The sequence below is a fragment of the Vibrio sp. ECSMB14106 genome (genome assembly GCF_000972265.1).
GTDB lineage: Bacteria > Pseudomonadota > Gammaproteobacteria > Enterobacterales > Vibrionaceae > Vibrio > Vibrio kanaloae.
The window spans coordinates 83,069-99,925 of the sequence record NZ_LAUM01000003.1; the positions used below are offsets into that span (position 1 = coordinate 83,069).

General features: G+C 44.7%; 11 protein-coding genes. 7 read left to right on the forward strand and 4 right to left on the reverse strand.

Annotated elements, in window-relative coordinates; genetic code table 11:
• Nucleotides 1–55 precede the first annotated feature (55 nt).
• From WR49_RS02465 to WR49_RS02475, 3 genes are all read right to left on the reverse strand, one after another.
• Entirely contained in the window at nt 56–760 is a 705-nt protein-coding gene (locus WR49_RS02465; RefSeq protein WP_017057715.1) for a 1-pyrroline-5-carboxylate dehydrogenase, read from the reverse strand.
• Between the two features lie 11 nt (nt 761–771).
• Nucleotides 772–3,909, reverse strand: a complete 3,138-nt coding sequence (gene putA / locus WR49_RS02470) for a bifunctional proline dehydrogenase/L-glutamate gamma-semialdehyde dehydrogenase PutA (protein ID WP_046222946.1) — start codon at nt 3,907–3,909, stop codon at nt 772–774.
• Between the two features lie 181 nt (nt 3,910–4,090).
• Nucleotides 4,091–4,915 carry an AraC family transcriptional regulator gene (locus tag WR49_RS02475; RefSeq protein ID WP_017057713.1) on the reverse strand — a complete coding sequence of 275 codons (825 nt, stop codon included), beginning with the start codon at nt 4,913–4,915 and terminating at the stop codon, nt 4,091–4,093.
• A 481-nt stretch (nt 4,916–5,396) separates the two neighbouring features.
• On the opposite strand from WR49_RS02475, the gene WR49_RS02480 reads away from it, so the two are divergent.
• Together WR49_RS02480 and WR49_RS02485 are read left to right on the forward strand one after the other, a co-directional pair.
• Nucleotides 5,397–6,500, forward strand: coding sequence for a PEGA domain-containing protein (locus tag WR49_RS02480; protein WP_017057712.1), 1,104 nt, complete (start codon nt 5,397–5,399; stop codon nt 6,498–6,500).
• 189 nt (nt 6,501–6,689) lie between these two features.
• Complete coding sequence (locus WR49_RS02485; RefSeq protein ID WP_046222947.1) at nt 6,690–8,516, forward strand: SUMF1/EgtB/PvdO family nonheme iron enzyme; 1,827 nt, start codon at nt 6,690–6,692, stop codon at nt 8,514–8,516.
• A gap of 122 nt (nt 8,517–8,638) precedes the next feature.
• Here WR49_RS02485 and pdxH read toward each other — a convergent pair whose 3' ends face one another.
• Nucleotides 8,639–9,274: a pyridoxamine 5'-phosphate oxidase gene (pdxH, locus tag WR49_RS02490; RefSeq protein WP_017057710.1), complete on the reverse strand. Its 636-nt coding sequence runs from the start codon at nt 9,272–9,274 to the stop codon at nt 8,639–8,641.
• Between the two features lie 190 nt (nt 9,275–9,464).
• On the opposite strand from pdxH, the gene WR49_RS02495 reads away from it, so the two are divergent.
• The 5 genes from WR49_RS02495 to WR49_RS02515 all read left to right on the forward strand — a co-directional run bounded on the left by WR49_RS02495 (nt 9,465) and on the right by WR49_RS02515 (nt 16,852).
• On the forward strand, nt 9,465–11,372 hold the full coding sequence (locus WR49_RS02495; RefSeq protein ID WP_046222948.1) for a sensor histidine kinase: 1,908 nt from the start codon (nt 9,465–9,467) through the stop codon (nt 11,370–11,372).
• A 37-nt stretch (nt 11,373–11,409) separates the two neighbouring features.
• Nucleotides 11,410–12,705 (forward strand): sigma-54-dependent transcriptional regulator, encoded by a 1,296-nt coding sequence (locus WR49_RS02500; protein ID WP_046222949.1) that lies wholly within the window; start codon nt 11,410–11,412, stop codon nt 12,703–12,705.
• Nucleotides 12,706–12,816: 111 nt separating this feature from the next.
• Complete coding sequence (locus WR49_RS02505; RefSeq protein WP_046222950.1) at nt 12,817–14,208, forward strand: HlyD family type I secretion periplasmic adaptor subunit; 1,392 nt, start codon at nt 12,817–12,819, stop codon at nt 14,206–14,208.
• Between the two features lie 59 nt (nt 14,209–14,267).
• Entirely contained in the window at nt 14,268–14,936 is a 669-nt protein-coding gene (locus WR49_RS02510; RefSeq protein ID WP_017057706.1) for a transglutaminase-like cysteine peptidase, read from the forward strand.
• A gap of 5 nt (nt 14,937–14,941) precedes the next feature.
• Entirely contained in the window at nt 14,942–16,852 is a 1,911-nt protein-coding gene (locus WR49_RS02515; RefSeq protein WP_046222951.1) for a bifunctional diguanylate cyclase/phosphodiesterase, read from the forward strand.
• The last annotated feature ends 5 nt before the right edge of the window (nt 16,853–16,857 follow it).

The window sequence follows — 16,857 nt, forward strand, 5'->3', positions numbered from 1 at the left end:
ATTTAGTTAGGAAATATAGGGCTTTGAGGAACCTCAAAGCCCGTTTTACTGAAGGTTAGTGAGCTTCGCTTCCCAGTTCGAGCAAGGTCGCGTTACCACCCACGGCTGTTATATTTATAGTTCGCGTACGCTCAGTAATAAAACGCAGCGATAAGTGTGGATCGTTAGCAACATTCATTGCCGTAAGATCCGTTTCAGCTACTAAACCAACGATTGCACCGTCACGCTTAGCAAGCTGTAAATTGATAGCTTGTGCAGATTTTGAGTTACCTACATAACCTACGCTTCGTACATCGCAAGACAGCAGCTGTTGTGCAGCGTCATACGAGGCAACTTGCACCAAGTTAGTTGGCAGATTCGCTTGTGTCGCCGCATCGGCAATTAAGGTGTTGAACTGCACGTCATCACTGCACAACTGAACGCTGTTCCCAGCCAATAGTGCCGCAATAATCATTGCCATTGCGGTTTGCAGTGCTGGCACTTTCTCTTCGCAATCATCAACAATCACCAAAGCCACACCACGACCTGCAGCATACAACTCGTTGGTTTCGCCCGTAGGACCTGGCATGAGGTGGTGTTCTGCAAGTAATGCTGACGCTTGCTCTAGATGATAAGTCGCTACTGCTGCCAAAGGTGCAGATTGGCTTTCGATCTCTGATTTAAATGAAAGTACCTGAGCACTCTTATAATCAAAGTCAGTAAGATTCCATTGTTCCCACGCTAGCAAAGCATCAGAAAAACCTGTCACTTGATGAACCATGATACTGCTCCTTATGCCTTGTCTTGTGATTGAGAAAAATGAACATCGGTAAAGCGATACAGGTAGTGAGGACCACCCGCTTTAGGGCCAGTACCCGACAAACCTTGGCCACCAAATGGTTGAACACCAACAACAGCACCCACTTGGTCACGGTTGATGTAGCAGTTCCCCACACGAACGTGTTTTTCGATCCAACGGTAAGTAGTCTCGTTACGGCTGTGGATCCCCATAGTTAGGCCAAAACCTGTTTGATTAATTTGATCTACAACTTGCGCTAACTCACTCGCTTTGAAGCGAACGATGTGCAGCACAGGGCCAAACTGTTCTTCTTTCAAGCAGCTGATGTCATCGATTTCAAAAGCACTTGGTGGAACAAAGTCACCATGTTCACAATCCGTACCTAGAGAAAGTTGAGCCACCTTCTTCTGGGTATTGGTCATGTTTTCTAAGTGTGCCAACAACTTCTGTTTCGCGTTTTGGTCGATAACAGGGCCGACATCGGTTTTATGAAGATGTGGAATGCCAACACTCAATTCGTCCATTGCACCGTGAATCAATCCAACCACACGGTCTGCGATGTCTTCTTGGATGTAAAGCACACGCAGTGCAGAACAACGTTGACCTGCTGAAGCGAATGCCGAACGAATAACATCACGAACTACCTGTTCAGGCAGTGCCGTACTGTCGACGATCATCGCATTCTGACCACCGGTTTCCGCGATAAACGGAACAGGCTTAGCGTTACGGCTTGCCAAAGACACGTTGATTCGTTGTGCCGTTGGTGTTGAACCGGTAAAGGCAACACCCGCAATCGCATCATGACTGGTTAGCGCACTGCCGATCTCAGCACCACGACCTGGAAGTAACTGAATGGTGCCAGCAGGGAAACCCGCTTCATTCATCAGTTCAACGGCGCGAGCTGCAATCAAACTTGTTTGCTCAGCAGGTTTCGCCACAACCGTGTTACCCGCGACTAGTGCCGCTGTAATTTGGCCTAGGAAGATAGCGAGAGGGAAGTTCCAAGGGCTGATACAAACGAACACACCGCGACCTTGTCGTGAAGCGATTCGTGTTTGGCCATCAAAACCTTTTAGTTCGAAACCTTGTAGGTTGTTTGCTTGTTTTGCGTAGTAACGACAGAAGTCGACCGCTTCACGTACTTCATCAACGCTATCGTGAATCGTCTTACCCGCTTCTTGATGACAAATCGCCACTAGCTCAGCAAGGTTGTCTTCCATCAGGTCAGCCAACTTCTCAAGCGCAGCCGCTTTGGTTTCAACCGATGTTGCGTTCCAATCAGCGAATGCCGCATCTGCGCCAGTGATCGCTGCGGAAACATGATCAAGGTTAGCGAAAGCCACCTGACCCACATTAATACGACGATCGTAAGGTGCGGTTACTTGCTCAACGTTCTGATCAGCCTTGATCATGCTTTCGGCAAGAGATTCACCGTTGATCACAGGGCCTGCAGTCCATTGATTGTTAAGGTAAAACTTAACCTGCTCTTCAAACTGGTGAGCTTCACTTTCGATATCAATGTTCACACCGTAAGAGTTCTTACGCTCAGGGAATACCGCTGGAGGCAGAGGAATCTTAGTGTTGTTTAGCGTATCAAATGCCAGAAGCATATCGACAGGGTGTTGTGTCAACTCAGCAACTGGGCAGCGAGCATCAACCAAACGGTGTACAAACGAGCTGTTTGCGCCGTTTTCTAGCAAGCGACGTACTAGGTATGGCAGAAGGTCTTTATGGCTGCCAACCGGTGCGTAGATACGTACTGACTGTTGGTAAGCTTCCATCGCATGATTGTAAAGAGAATCACCCATGCCGTGTAAGCGTTGGAATTCAAAATCTTTGTGCTCAGTCATCACTGCGATAGCAGAAACCGTATGAGCATTGTGGCTCGCAAACTGCGGGAAGATATTGCCACGAACACTTGGGCTCAATAGGTAACGCGCACATGCAAGGTAAGCTACGTCTGTCGCTTCTTTGCGTGTATAAACTGGGTAATCAGTGAAACCAGCCTGTTGTGACCATTTGATCTCGCTGTCCCAGTAAGCGCCTTTCACCAAGCGAAGCGGGATTAAATCACCCTGCTCTTTCGCCAAGCGATTTAGCCATACTAAAACAGGCAGTGCACGCTTTGAGTAGGCTTGAATAACCAGACCAAATTTACCCCAACCTTTTACAAGGTCAGTGCGGTACAGTTTTTCGAATAATTTAAGAGAAAGCTCTAGGCGATCCGCTTCTTCAGCATCAATCGTAATCGCAACATCAAGCTCTACGGCGCGGCGCAATAGCTGCTCTAGCGTGTCGCAAAGTTCAGTCAATACGCGATCTTCGTTCGCCACTTCATAACGTGGGTGAAGCGCAGAAAGCTTGATAGAAACCGATGGAGCAGGACTCGATTTTGAAGATACGTAGGTATCTCGACCCACGGCTTCAATCGCCATGAGGTAATCTTTGAAGTATTTGTTTGCGTCTGCCGTAGTCAGCGCTGCTTCACCTAGCATGTCGTATGAGTAGGTAAAACCTTTGTCACGCATAGATTTACCGTTCTTTTGCGCTTCAGCAATGCTGCGGCCAAGAACGAATTGGTGACCCATCACCTTCATCGCTTGGTGCATCGCTTTACGAATTACCGGCTCAGAAAGCTTGTTGACTAAACGGTTAACGGCTTGACCCGCACTCTGCTCATTAGATGAAAGTCCAACCACCTTGCCTGTTAGCATTAGGCCCCAAGTTGATGCGTTAACAAAAACCGAGTCAGAATTCTTCAGGTGAGATTTCCAATCCGCAACACTGAGTTTGTCACGAATCAGCGCATCAGCCGTTGCTGAATCAGGAATACGCATCAAAGCTTCCGCCAGACACATCAGCAAGATGCCTTCTTGAGTATCTAAGCTGTATTCAAGCAACAAGGCATCGATCATCTGGATAGAAGTCTTATCCGCGCGGATAGATTCGATCAATGATGTCGTTTTGTCTGCGATTTGCTTCTTTTCAGACTCAGAAGGGGTAGCTAGTGGCAGGAGCTGCTCTAGCCATTGGGTTTCATCCACCATATACAATGGTGAGATAAGCGACCATAGATCATCAAGCGATTGCTCATTGAATTCTGGTTTTAACACATCAGTAGCTGTAAACATGCGTTTTCCTTAATCTCACACCCGAAAAGAGTTCGGGCTCTCTACAATGGCAGCAGTGTATTTTGAGTATATAAGGATTACTTGTCAAAAACTCCGGGGTTTTTGCCAAAAGCTCGCTTTATTAACAAAACAAACACAACGTCACATATGAAACTTTAATATAACCTGGTATTTCATTCCATTATTTAACAGAAATTTGCTTTTTGTATTGAGATGGTGACATGCCTTGAAGGCGCGAAAAGGTGTGAGTAAAAGAGGATTGACCGGAGAAACCAGCAAGTTCTGCTACCTGACCAAGGCTAAGATTACCTTGTTCGATTAAGCGGCGGGCGCGATCGATGCGTTTACCCAAAACATACTGATGTGGAGTAATACCCATTTGAGCTTTAAATAGCATGTGGAACTGACTTTCACCTAAGAACACACTACCCGCAAGTTGCGCGACCGAGATCTTGTTCACTAGGTGCTGCTCGATGTACCGATCCAATGCATCAAGATCAAAACGCGAGTCTTTTATTAAGGTTTCAAATGCTGAAATATGTCTTTGCATCAACGCTATCACCGTATCATTACACGCACGACTCAACAGGAGATCATCAGGGCTCGCCTGCATCTCTTGCACTAGCATATGAATAAGCTTTTGAATTTGCGCGTCTAATTGGAAGTAGACATTCGATGATGCTAACTGGTTAATCTTCTCTAGCATCAGAGGGTCATCATCGGTTGGCATTGGCATATTAAGCACTAGAATATCCGATTGACCGACCACTCCCCCGAAAGCATGATCAGAGCTAGCCGTCACCACACAACCTTGCCCAGGCCCGACAAGATTACCTTTCCCGTTGATCTCAAACTCAGCCCGTCCTTTTAAACCAATGACTACCTGCGAATAATGGTGATCGTGGCAATCCATGTGAGATGGCAAAGTAATGATCTCAGCCGGACGAGGCACAGTAAGGCCTATCGGAGACAAATCTAGGTTTGGCAAAGGTAAAGGTTTTGGCATGGCATCAAAATACTGAAGTCGACATATTAATAATACTACTCTGAAATCTACTTAAGATGAATTTGTAAATGATCATGAGAGTCATTTCTTCACACTTTACGAAAAGATCACGACCGTGATCGTTGTGATCATGCCTCCGGAAAGATGATCATGAGTGTATAAACTACGGCCATTGTAGAACCAATCGTTCCGGTAAGTTTAGGGGCTTAAAAGCACTCACACAGACCGTCACAGTGATTCATAGATGAGAACGTAACAACAGCACAATCACGTCAGAATTTTCTTATAGAGCTCAAATAATTAACCTTTAACCCGTAAAAAGTGTATCCGAAGTACCGAAACTTGGCTTTTGAGTAGATTGGATGGCAATAAAACGGTATAAAGACGGGTACTGTGTTAATTGATAATAACTAGTGACTCACAACTAGAAAGTTGACACTTTATTAACGAGCCAATTTCAATCTATAAGTTGCAGGGACCTATGACTAACTTTCGAATTTCAGCGCTTTTACTTGCGCTATCCCCTCTTTGGGTATCTGCATCGTTATCCGCTGAAGAACTGAATCAAGTCGATCCCGTTTCAGCTATCGATGCAAAGCTAACAGAGAAAAACTCAGATATTGAGCGTATTTCAGCAACAAAAGTATCGGCGACTGAAAACTTAAAACAACTACAGAACCAAAACAGCAAGTTGTTACGCGAAGGTGAAGAACTAAAGGCAAAACGCAACAGAGCTAAGTCTGTGCTAGACAAACAGTACAGCCGCTTACTTGAAGATCCAGAAACAGATTTGGTTTCTTTTCAGAAAAGCTACCAAGATGCTTGGGCAGCCGTGAAAGAAAACCAATCGTCTCAGCTAGATAACCAACAAGCGATGAACGAGAGCGAGATTCACCTTTCTCAAATCAAGCAAAAACAAGCTCGTCTAAATAATGAGTTGGCTAACTTGAGAGAGTCCAAAGTTGCAGCTCGAGTTAAACGTATCGCCACAGAACTTCGTGAAAGTGCTGTTCTTGAAACCAGCTACACCACCACATGTTCATCAACAATGACACTGGGTGAGTGTACTGCTCAAGGCAAGCACTTAACAAACCAAAAAGCAGTACAGACGTTTAAGTCTCAATTACTTGACCAGCTCACAGAAAGTGCACTCGCGAAGCAAAATTTACAAGGTGTTCAACTGAATATCCATGTTCAAGATAGCCAAGCGATCAAGAGCGGCTTCTCCGGTAATAATTCTTACTTCATGCAGATGCAGGCTCAACTTCAAGCTAAACCTGAAGCGGTTGCAGCGTGTAACTTATTGAATGTCTCAACACGCTACTGTTTAACAGGCAGTGACGCAGCTGTGGTTAAAAAAAGTGACAAACAGTGGGCTAATGTGACAGTGCGCTCTGATCAATACAATGACTCAGTCACCATCAACGGCATTAAGTACGGCAGCACACCTATTGAGGTTGCTCTACCAAGCGGTCGTCACCAAGTAACTATTTCAAAAGAAGGTTATGAGTCTTACAACCGCACTGTAACCATCAGCGGCAGCGATACTATTTGGGTTAAACTCCTTCCTAGCAAGGAAAGTTAAACCCTCTCTATAGTGAGAGAGAGCTCAGCCGACATAAAAAGCTCAGTCGATATAAATAGCCGTGCCTATTTCACAAAGCTGAATGATGACTCGCCATTTTGTTGATAGTTATAGAAAGTAGCTACAGACGAAATGGCGTGTTAGTTTAGATTATTCGATTAACCTAACTTACGATTGAAGTAGCCCAACATGCGCCAAGGTTTCCCCACTCTACTATTTGCACTTGCTCCCTGCTTAATGACGCCTGCTGTTTTTGCTGAGACGCCACCAGCGATCGCAGCGTCTGTCACCGATATTGAAAGCTTACTTTTCGAAAAACATGCCGATTTAACGTCTGTTGAAAAGAAAATGTCTGAGAAACAAAACCTAGTCGACAATCAGGCACAGCAAACCGCGCGTCTCGCTAAGTTATCAGCTCAAGCAGAGCAAGCACTCGCAAAGGCAAAAACTGACCTAGAGCAAGATTACTCGCGCATGATTGATGAGCCAGATTTCGATATTTCGCCAGCTCAAAACCGATTCCAAGACGCTTGGAAGGCCGTAAAAGAGAGCAAGCTTGCGATTTCAGACGCAGAACAGAAACAGCAAGGCTTAGCTATGGAGTTAGAAGCTATTCAAGCAGAGAAAACAGCTGTAGAGGCTTCAATAGCAAATCTAGGTCAAGACAAGTTAAGAGCAAGAGCTGAGCGACTAAGAAACGAGATAACTCAAGCCGTAGAACAAACGGTCAGCTTTACTAACCGTTGTAGCCATGACATGACATTGGCACAATGTTCAGAGCAAACCGTGACCTTAGCGCTTCAAAAAGCGGTGAAACAATTTCAGAAAAGCCTTGTGGACAACGCGACTGAATCAAAAGCGGTGAGAGAACATCTCGCATCTGCTTCACTAAACATTCACGTTCTGCAGCACAAAGTAAAATCCTCTGGCTTCTCTGAAAATAATCGTTACCGAGCGGTTATTGCTGCAAACCTAGAAACGCGTCCAGACAAAAATACACCTTGCCGCCTACTTGATATTCAATCGTCCAACTGTTTCACGCAAAGTGAGCAACAAACCAACGATCAACAAAAAGAAGTCGCTTGGGTCAACTTAGTGGTTCGCTCAAATAAGTACAACGACAAAGTTTCTATCAACGGCGTGAACTATGGCAGTACTCCGGTTGAAGTGATGTTACCAACGGGCCCACACATAGTCACGATAGTGAAAGAAGGATACCTTCCTTTCAATCAAGAATTGAAGATAACCCGCGATCACAACCTAAGAGCGGTATTACAAGCCAAACAGAACTCATTGAACGTTGGCACTAAGTTTGCCGACCCAATGGGGAGCAACATTCAGAGCCCAGAAATGATTGTTGTCGGCTCTGGTCGTTACCTGTTGGGCGAACACAACGCCAAGCAAGTCACAATCAAACAACCATTTGCTTTAGCAGCAACGCCAACCCGTGTTCAAGATTTTAAAGCGTTCGTTGAAAGCACTGGCTACCAGACTGACGCAGAGCTGATGAATACTTGTGATAAGTTCGTCAATGCCGAGATCACGACGGTTTCTGACAACGACTGGCAGAGCCCTGGCTTTATGCAAGCAAATAACTCTCCTGTCGTTTGTGTGAGCCAAAACGATGCCAAGGCTTACACTCGTTGGCTATCTGACAACACAGGTTTCACCTACCGCTTACCAACGCCACAAGAATGGGAAGCTGCTGCAAGAGCAGGTCAGAATACCAACTTCTGGTGGGGCAATGAATTTCGTTCAGGTAAAGCCAATACCGGCTGGGCTGGTACTCCTTGGTCAAACGTCAGTACATCCCCGGTTAAATCATTCTTACCAACACCAACGGGCTTCTACGACATGGTGGGGAACGTATGGGAATGGACAGCCACTCAGAAAGGCTTAGCGAAAGGTGGCGCATGGAGCTTCTCTCCAGAAGAGGCGAAAGTGTATAACGAACTGAACGTTGCACCTTCAACCGCAGCCAACTATCTAGGATTCAGAGTATTACGAGAGCTGTAAACTCTCAGGGTTTACTTTAAGTAGCCAAATAGTGTCTCTATATCGAAAAAATACCGTTGATGTGAGTAAACACAAAATCAACGGTATTTTTATTTCGATGAAGCAAACTAAGGTTAATGAGACTAAGGCGCTAGGCGATCAATGTCCCAGCGGTTGTCTTGACGTGAGAACAAGAAGCGGTCATGCAGACGGTGTTCGCCACCCTGCCAAAACTCGATGCTATTAACGCGCACTCGAAATCCCCCCCAGAAAGAAGGGACTGGGATCTCTCCTTTCGCAAACTTCTGCTTTAACTCTAGATACTTACCCTCTAGAATCCCACGAGCAGAAATACGGCTACTTTGTTTACTGGCAATAGCGGCTAACTGGCTCTCTTTCGGACGAGACGAGAAGTACTTCATGTTTTCCATCGCAGTCAACTTTTCCGCCGTGCCGGTAATGTGAACCTGTCGTTCTAACGGATGCCAAGGGAAGTGCAGGCTGATCTTGCTGTTGTGCTCAAGTTGGTGCGCCTTACGACTACCTAAGTTGGTATAAAAAACGAAGCCATCTTTATCCACATTCTTCAGCAAAACAATTCGTTGGAATGGCTGACCATTTTCATCAACCGTAGCAACTGTCATGGCAGTAGGGTCAGTCAACTTAGCTTCAATGGCTTGCTCTAGCCATAGATTGAACTGCTCAATCGGGTCTGCGGCCAAGTCTTTACGTCTCAACCCACCCTTAGCGTATTCGCGACGAATGTCTGTAAGTTCCATTTGATTGCTCCTTTTAATTTTTTGTGATTTTGCGCCGTAATGCTTTGAAACACAAGTCTCAGCCTTGGTTTTGTGTCAAAGAAGGTTCGCTGTGTTAACGAGATCTCGGTACTCTAGACACCATATTGATAATCTTTATATAAACCGATTATAAGCTGAGATCCTAGTGACTAATATACTGTCTAACCTGATGACCCCTTTTGTTTTACTCTCATTGTTATTGGGAACAGCAGGACTCACCGCCACTCACTTTTTAGCAGTGCAATTTCAAGAAAAAGCCGTTACACAGCAACTTAACGAAGCTGCCAATAAAGCCAATCTGCAAATCGATTCTGAGTTGGATAAGTTCAAACAAATCCCAGATTTACTCAGTCACGATCCACGCCTACTTTCTTATTTTGACCAGTCACCACAGTCAGATAGGATGACCACAACACAGCTCAATAAACTGTTGTTTGAGTGGTCGAGTCAAAGCCAGGCCGATACCATCTATATCCATAATCCAAGCGGCACAGTGGTCGCTTCAAGTAATTATCAAAAAGCGCAAACTTTTGTCGGTGAGAACTTCTCGTTTCGCCCCTACTTTGCCTCTGCGATTAAAGGCAACAATACGCAATATGTCGCGCTAGGTGCTCGCTCGAACGTGCGAGGTTATTTTTTATCTTCACCGCTGTATATCGCGAAGGAAGTTGTGGGGGTTATTACCGTAAAGGTCAGTTTAGAGAATCTCGAAAACATCCTAACCAGCGACGACTTTGAGATCATAGTACTCGACTCGAACCAAGTGGTTTTTCTTTCGAGCCAGATTCACTGGCTTTATCACTCATTACTGCCATTAAGTGAGCAGCAGCAACAAGATATCGCCCTTCAACGCCAATACGGTCAAAGCCAAATTTCGATTATCGAAGCTTTTCGCTCTTCAAGCGTTGCAAAAGAAATTAACGAAGCAAATCAGAGCAATGGTATTCCAGCAAGCCAAGTACAAAGAAACCTCACAGCGAATCAATTATTTAAGCTTGGTAATTTCAACCTTTACCCCACAGAAATTAGCCACAACCAATACCAAGTAATTGCTTTAAAAGAGACCAATGCTGAAATCCTTAAAGTTCTACAGATAGACGTAATCTTTGTCGTCATTTACAGCTTGGTGGCGCTCATTGCTTGGTCCTGGCGTCAGACCTATGTAGCGAAAGTGGCGTTAACTCGGCTTAACCAAAACTTAGAGCAAGCCGTTGATAAACGCACCCAATATTTAAAACAATCTAACCAGCAGCTTCAGCAAACTATCTTTCAATATCAAGAGTCCCAGCTAAAGCTTAAACAAACAGAGCAAGAACTGACACAAACCGCCAAACTAGCCGTGCTTGGGGAGCTGTCAGCCAGCATTAATCACGAAATCAACCAACCACTTGCGGCCCTGAGAACCTACAGCGAGAACAGCGTAAAACTGCTTGAAATGGGACGTTCCGACTTAGTCAAAAGCAACCTAGATAAAATGATCGCTTTGAATGCATCTATTACAAAGATCATCACCCGCCTGAAAGTTTTCACCCGTAAGGTCACCAAACAACAGCACCACAAGGCAAACCTTCATCAAGCGATAAACAACGCCACCACTATTCTCAGTACATTGATGCTCAAGCACGGCATTACCCTTAGATTAAGTACAGTGCCAAATGACATTAATATTGCCATTCACCCTACAGAGCTTGAGCAAGTGTTGGTTAACCTAATTCACAACGCCATTCAAGCACTTCAACAGCAATGCCTTGAACAGGAAACCTTGAAAGAACAGCAAGCCCAGGGCCACCATTTGAATCAGCTGGCTAGCCCGCAGATTGGCGTTGAATGGCAACTGCAAAACGGTACATGCCGGCTGATCATTTGGGATAACGGGATTGGTATTTCTGATGATAAACTTGAGCAACTCTTTGATCCATTTTTCACCACCAAACCAGAAGGCTTAGGGTTGGGACTCTCAATATCGAAACGGATTATTGAAGCGTATCACGGCACAATTAAAGCAACACAGCGAGCGCCCTCAGGCATGCTATTCTCGCTAGATATTCCACTTTATAAAAAGAGGGCTAACGCCTAATTTTGACCGACTGTTAAGGACTCGGCTCTTGCACTCTATGACCAAACTCTATTTTGTAGACGATGAACCAGCCATCCGAGACTCCGTAGAACAAGCGATGCTCATTGAAGGCATCGACATTGTCTGCTTCCCAAATGCCATTGAAGCGCTAAATAAAATTGATGTGACACAGGCAGGCATAGTGATCACTGATATTCACATGCCAGTGATGAATGGTATTCAATTTACTCAAAAGTTGTTAAACCAAAACCCCAACTTTCAAATCATCGTACTCACAGGACACGGCGATGTACAAACTGCAGTGTCTGCAATGAAATCCGGCGCTTATGATTTTTTCGAGAAACCGTTTGTTGTCGATGCTCTACTTACCGCAGTAAAAAAAGCCGCCGACAAACTCGCCTTGGTTGAAGAGAATAATCTATTAAGAAAAGAGTTAGCAATGCAGAATCAGGTGGGGCCGAAACTCATTGGCCAATCCCCTTCTATGCAGCAATTACGCCGTGAGTTAATCACTCTAGATTGCAAACAAACCCCATTGTTACTGTTTGTCGGTGACGTCGGAACGGGCAAAAGAATTACTGCGCAGTACACACATGACTTACACAGCCATCAAACGGCCGAGCTTTGTCCTATCGCCGCGTTCAATTTACCACGCAGTGATGAAGCGTCATTTCATCAGTTTGTTTTGCAGTTATTTCTCAAACACCAGGGCGGAACACTCTATATCCATGAGACAGAGGTATTAACTCAGGAGCAATGGTTATGGTTAGCAAACCTAAAACCCACTCTACTTCGTGAAAACTCATGCAAGACCAATGCAACCTGTATCATTTTAGCAAGCACAATAGTTCCAACTACAATTATAAGTGCACTGCGCCGCTTTGATTTATTACCGTTGGCACAAAGGCCAGAAGATATTGGCTCTTTGTTCAAACATTTTGCTCGTGGTGCAGCAAGCCGCTATCAGCTGCCGCCGCCAGTTATCACAGAAAAAGAGATTCAACGGCTAATTGCCACTCATTGGAGCGAAAACATTCGACAGCTTCGTCAACATGCTGAACTCAGGGTGTTAACTCAAGTAAAACAGCCAGCACTCGGCAATGATAAAAATGAGCAAAGTGATGAGCACCAATTTGATACGAGCATCGAGGAGCAACAGCTATCATTAAACCAACGTACCGATAGCTTTGAGCAAATTATCTTGATTGAGGCATTACATCGCCATCAAGGGCGGTTAAAAGAGGTACAACAAGAACTACAAGTGTCGCGAAAAACACTTTATGACAAGCTAAGAAAGCATCAGCTCGATAAAACGGATTTCAAAAACCGATAAGAATTGAAAGATATATAAATTCAAATATTTAAAGGTGCCAAATCTTAACATTTATCAAAAGTAAGAATACACTCAATGAGCTTGTACTTTATTTAGTAACCAAGGACTGTCATGAGCCAGAAGAATTACAGCAAACTGAACGACACCGAACTTGAGTATGCCGATGATAAAACAGCGGCACTGCTACTCAATACGCCCACCAGTGCGCGTATCATGCTGTGGATGATCGTGTTGTTTTTTATTGCTGCTATTGCTTGGGCCTCTTGGGCTGAAGTCGATAAAGTCACCGTTGGTCAAGGTAAAGTTATTCCTTCGTCCCAAATCCAAGTTGTCCAAAACCTTGAGGGTGGCCTAGTAAAAGAGATATTAGTTAGAGAAGGTCAACGCGTTAAAAAAGGTCAACAGCTTCTCTTGATCGATGACACTCGATTCCGTTCTGACTTTCGTGAACGCGAACAACAAGTCGCCAACTTAACAGCCAACGTGCTGATGCTTTCTGCTTCATTTAGCAGTGTGGTAATCAACGAAGAATTCTCCGTCGAAAACTGGGAACAAAGTGTCTCACTCGACTACGGTAAATTAGCCTTCCCTCCAAAGTTCTACGAGCTTCATCCAAAACTGGTTAACCGCCAAAAAGCAGAATATCGCCAAGACCTTAATAATCTAAAAAATCAACTTTCCGTTTTTGATCAACAGGTTGAGCAGAAGCAACAAGATCTTATTGAAATAAAAGCACGCGTCGATAACTTAAGACAGAGTTACCGATTCGCCCGCCAAGAACTAGAAATAACAAAGCCGCTTGCCGACGAAGGGGTAGTACCAAGAATTGAACTACTCAAGCTTCAAAGGCAAGTAAACGATACTCGTCGAGAAATGACCTCTAGTGAACTCAAAATTCCTCTACTGCGCTCCGCAATCAAAGAAGCCATGCTAAGTCGTATTGATGCTGCGCTGAGCTTCCGCTCAGAACAACAAGAAAAACTGAACCAAGCACAAGACAAACTCTCAGCAATGACCGAATCTTCGGTTGGCTTGGAAGACAGAGTCAATCGTACCGTGGTGGTATCCCCCGTCACAGGCACAGTAAAAACATTGGGCATTAATACCGTTGGTGGAGTCATTCAGCCTGGTATGGACATTGTTGAGATTGTCCCAACTGAAGACTCGCTACTAGTTGAAGCAAAAATCGCTCCGCAAGACATCGCTTTTCTTCGCCCAGAGTTGACCGCTATTGTTAAATTTAGTGCTTATGACTTTACTAAATATGGTGGATTAGAAGGCGTGTTAGAACACATCAGCGCCGATACTACGCAAGATGAAGAAGGCAACAGTTTCTATATCGTGCGTGTACGTACTGAAAAATACAGTTTCGGGCACAATGAAGAGCTGCCTATCATTCCGGGAATGACGGCCTCTGTCGATATCATCACAGGTAAAAGAACCGTGCTTGAATACATGTTGAAACCGATATTAAGCGCTCAAAACAACGCATTAAAAGAGTAAGGACGTTTGATGTTTAATAACGCCTTGCAGCATACAACGAATAGACAAGAGCAAAGACTATGAAGTCTCGAGCCTCGTTATTGTTGCTAGTACTCACCTCTTTTACCTCTGTGGCGCTCAATAAGAGTGATCAACGATGGATAGATGCTGTCTCTGAAACCTACGGAGAGAGAGCAGGAAAACGCGTCGCCACCTGGCGTTCAAATATGACGTCATACGACGGGCTAAGTGAGAAAGATAAGCTCAGGTCGGTTAACCAATTCTTCAACCAAATGTACTTTGTCGACGACAGAATACTTTGGGGAAAGAACGATTATTGGGCGACACCACTAGAGTTTTTAGGCAGCAATGCCGGTGATTGCGAAGACTTCACTATAGCAAAGTACTTTTCTTTGCTTGAACTGGGCGTCCCAGATAAAAAACTACGCTTGGTGTATGTAAAAGCACTTGAGCTAAACCAGTTCCATATGGTGCTGGCGTATTACTCAACACCCAGTGCGGAGCCACTAATTCTGGACAACTTAAATCCTGAAATAAAACGCGGCTCTAAGCGGCAAGATCTACGACCGATTTACAGCTTCAATGGTAGGAACCTTTGGTTAATCAAGTCGGCAGCAGGCAGCGGTAAGCTAGCAGGTAAATCTTCAAGGTTGAGCTTATGGAACGACTTACGTTCTCGTGAACGCTCTCTAAAATTAAATAAACCCATTATAAATTACGATGAGTAAGTACAATGACTTTATATAAACAGCTTGTGGTCGGGATGGTTGCGGTTTTCATATTGCTGATGACATCAGTTTTTATGATCGAATTCAATACTACCCGTGGATACTTAGAGGAGCAGCAACGCTCTGAGGTAAGTAATACCATTAATACTGTTGGGCTGGCCCTTGCCCCTTACCTAGAAGAAAAGGACAAGGTGGCCGTAGAGTCTGTCATCAACGCCCTGTTTGATGGCAGTTCTTATTCAGTCGTTCGATTGATTTTTCTCGACAGCGGTGAAGACATTCTCCGCTCATATCCTGTTAAACCTACAGGAGTACCGCAATGGTTTACTAATCTGAACCTGTTTGAACCTGTTCATGATCGCCGTGTGATAACCAGTGGCTGGATGCAGCTGGCGGAGGTCGAGATTGTCAGCCACCCTGGTCCCGCCTACGATCAACTTTGGCAAGCATTCACCCGTTTATTGACCACCTTTGGAGCGATCTTCCTGCTGGGTTTAGTTTCTATCTCTTGGATCCTTAAGCGAGCATTACGCCCGCTCTCTATGATCATTACTAAAATGGATCAGATCGCGAAAAATCAGTTTGGCGAACCACTGGCCCGTCCTAAGACAAAAGATCTAACCCTAGTTGTCGATGGTATCAACCACATGTCGGCTCAAGTTGAACTGGCCTTTAAAAATCAAGCGAAAGAAGCACAAAAGCTGCGTGAAAGAGCGTATATCGACCCTGTATCTCAATTAGGTAACCGTGCTTACTACATGTCCCAACTAACTCAGTGGTTAGAAGAATCCAGTTTAGGCGGTTTAGCAGTACTAAAGGCCGAGTTTATTAGTGAAGAGTACGATGAAAAAGGCTACCAAGAAGGTGATGCCTTGGTTCACCAATTGGCCGAACAGTTGCAAGCTTCAATTTCATCACCAGACATCACTATTGCTCGTATTTCTAGCGACGAGTTCGGCTTCATTATGCCAAACATCGATGAGAGCGAACTTAAACTCGTCGCGAGTAGCATTGTAAACTGCATTCAAGGCCTTGGCTCAGATCCAACAGGTACGGCTAATCCACACCTTGCATTAGGCGTCACCTACAGCAACACTCGTAAAACCAGTACTGAAATCATGTCGTTAGTCGATAACGCGCTCTCAAGTTCCAAGGCGAACCGTGAGCTTACTTATGGTTATGTAACCGCAGACGACCATGGTGCCGTGATGGGTAAACAACAATGGCGTATGTTAGTTGAAGAAGCGATCATCAACGACCTCATTACCTTCCGTCTCCAAGCCGCAAACAATGCCTTTGGTAAAACGTATCACCAAGAGGTGTTTTCTGCTATTGAGAAAGAGGGTGTTCGTTACGGTGCCAACCAATATCTATACGCGCTAGAACAACTTGAAATGAGCCACATTCTCGACCAATACGTTATCGAGAAAATGATTGAAAAGCTCAATGCAAACGAGGTGACGAGCCCGATTGCTATCAACATTTCACCAAGCAGTATCTCTCAACCAAGCTTCATCCGTTGGATCGGTAAAATGCTTGAACAAAATGCTTCAATCGCTCACCTGCTGCATTTTGAGATTCCAGAAAACTGCTTCATTAACGTTCCGCACTACACAGCGCTGCTGTGTAACACCATTCGCAACACTGAAGCCATGTTTGGTGTCGATAACTACGGACGTAACTTCCAATCGCTGGATTACATCAACGAGTACCGCCCAAGCTATGTGAAGCTAGATTACCTGTTCACGCATAACCTTGATGATGAAAAACAGAAGTTTACCTTAACATCAATATCTAGAACCGCTCACAACTTAGGCATAACCACCATTGCGTCTCGAATAGAAACTCAGACTCAGCTAGATATCCTGTCTGATAACTACGTAGAAGTGTTCCAAGGCTTCATTGTTGATAAATAGTTGTA

Excerpts from the sequence above, each read along its gene's own strand:
- WR49_RS02465 (WP_017057715.1), bottom strand. The coding sequence starts at position 760 with ATGGTTCATCAAGTGACAGGTTTTTCTGATGCTTTGCTAGCGTGGGAA.
- putA (WP_046222946.1), bottom strand. The coding sequence starts at position 3,909 with ATGTTTACAGCTACTGATGTGTTAAAACCAGAATTCAATGAGCAATCG.
- WR49_RS02475 (WP_017057713.1), bottom strand. The coding sequence starts at position 4,915 with ATGCCAAAACCTTTACCTTTGCCAAACCTAGATTTGTCTCCGATAGGC.
- WR49_RS02480 (WP_017057712.1), top strand. The coding sequence starts at position 5,397 with ATGACTAACTTTCGAATTTCAGCGCTTTTACTTGCGCTATCCCCTCTT.
- WR49_RS02485 (WP_046222947.1), top strand. The coding sequence starts at position 6,690 with ATGCGCCAAGGTTTCCCCACTCTACTATTTGCACTTGCTCCCTGCTTA.
- pdxH (WP_017057710.1), bottom strand. The coding sequence starts at position 9,274 with ATGGAACTTACAGACATTCGTCGCGAATACGCTAAGGGTGGGTTGAGA.
- WR49_RS02495 (WP_046222948.1), top strand. The coding sequence starts at position 9,465 with ATGACCCCTTTTGTTTTACTCTCATTGTTATTGGGAACAGCAGGACTC.
- WR49_RS02500 (WP_046222949.1), top strand. The coding sequence starts at position 11,410 with ATGACCAAACTCTATTTTGTAGACGATGAACCAGCCATCCGAGACTCC.
- WR49_RS02505 (WP_046222950.1), top strand. The coding sequence starts at position 12,817 with ATGAGCCAGAAGAATTACAGCAAACTGAACGACACCGAACTTGAGTAT.
- WR49_RS02510 (WP_017057706.1), top strand. The coding sequence starts at position 14,268 with ATGAAGTCTCGAGCCTCGTTATTGTTGCTAGTACTCACCTCTTTTACC.
- WR49_RS02515 (WP_046222951.1), top strand. The coding sequence starts at position 14,942 with ATGACTTTATATAAACAGCTTGTGGTCGGGATGGTTGCGGTTTTCATA.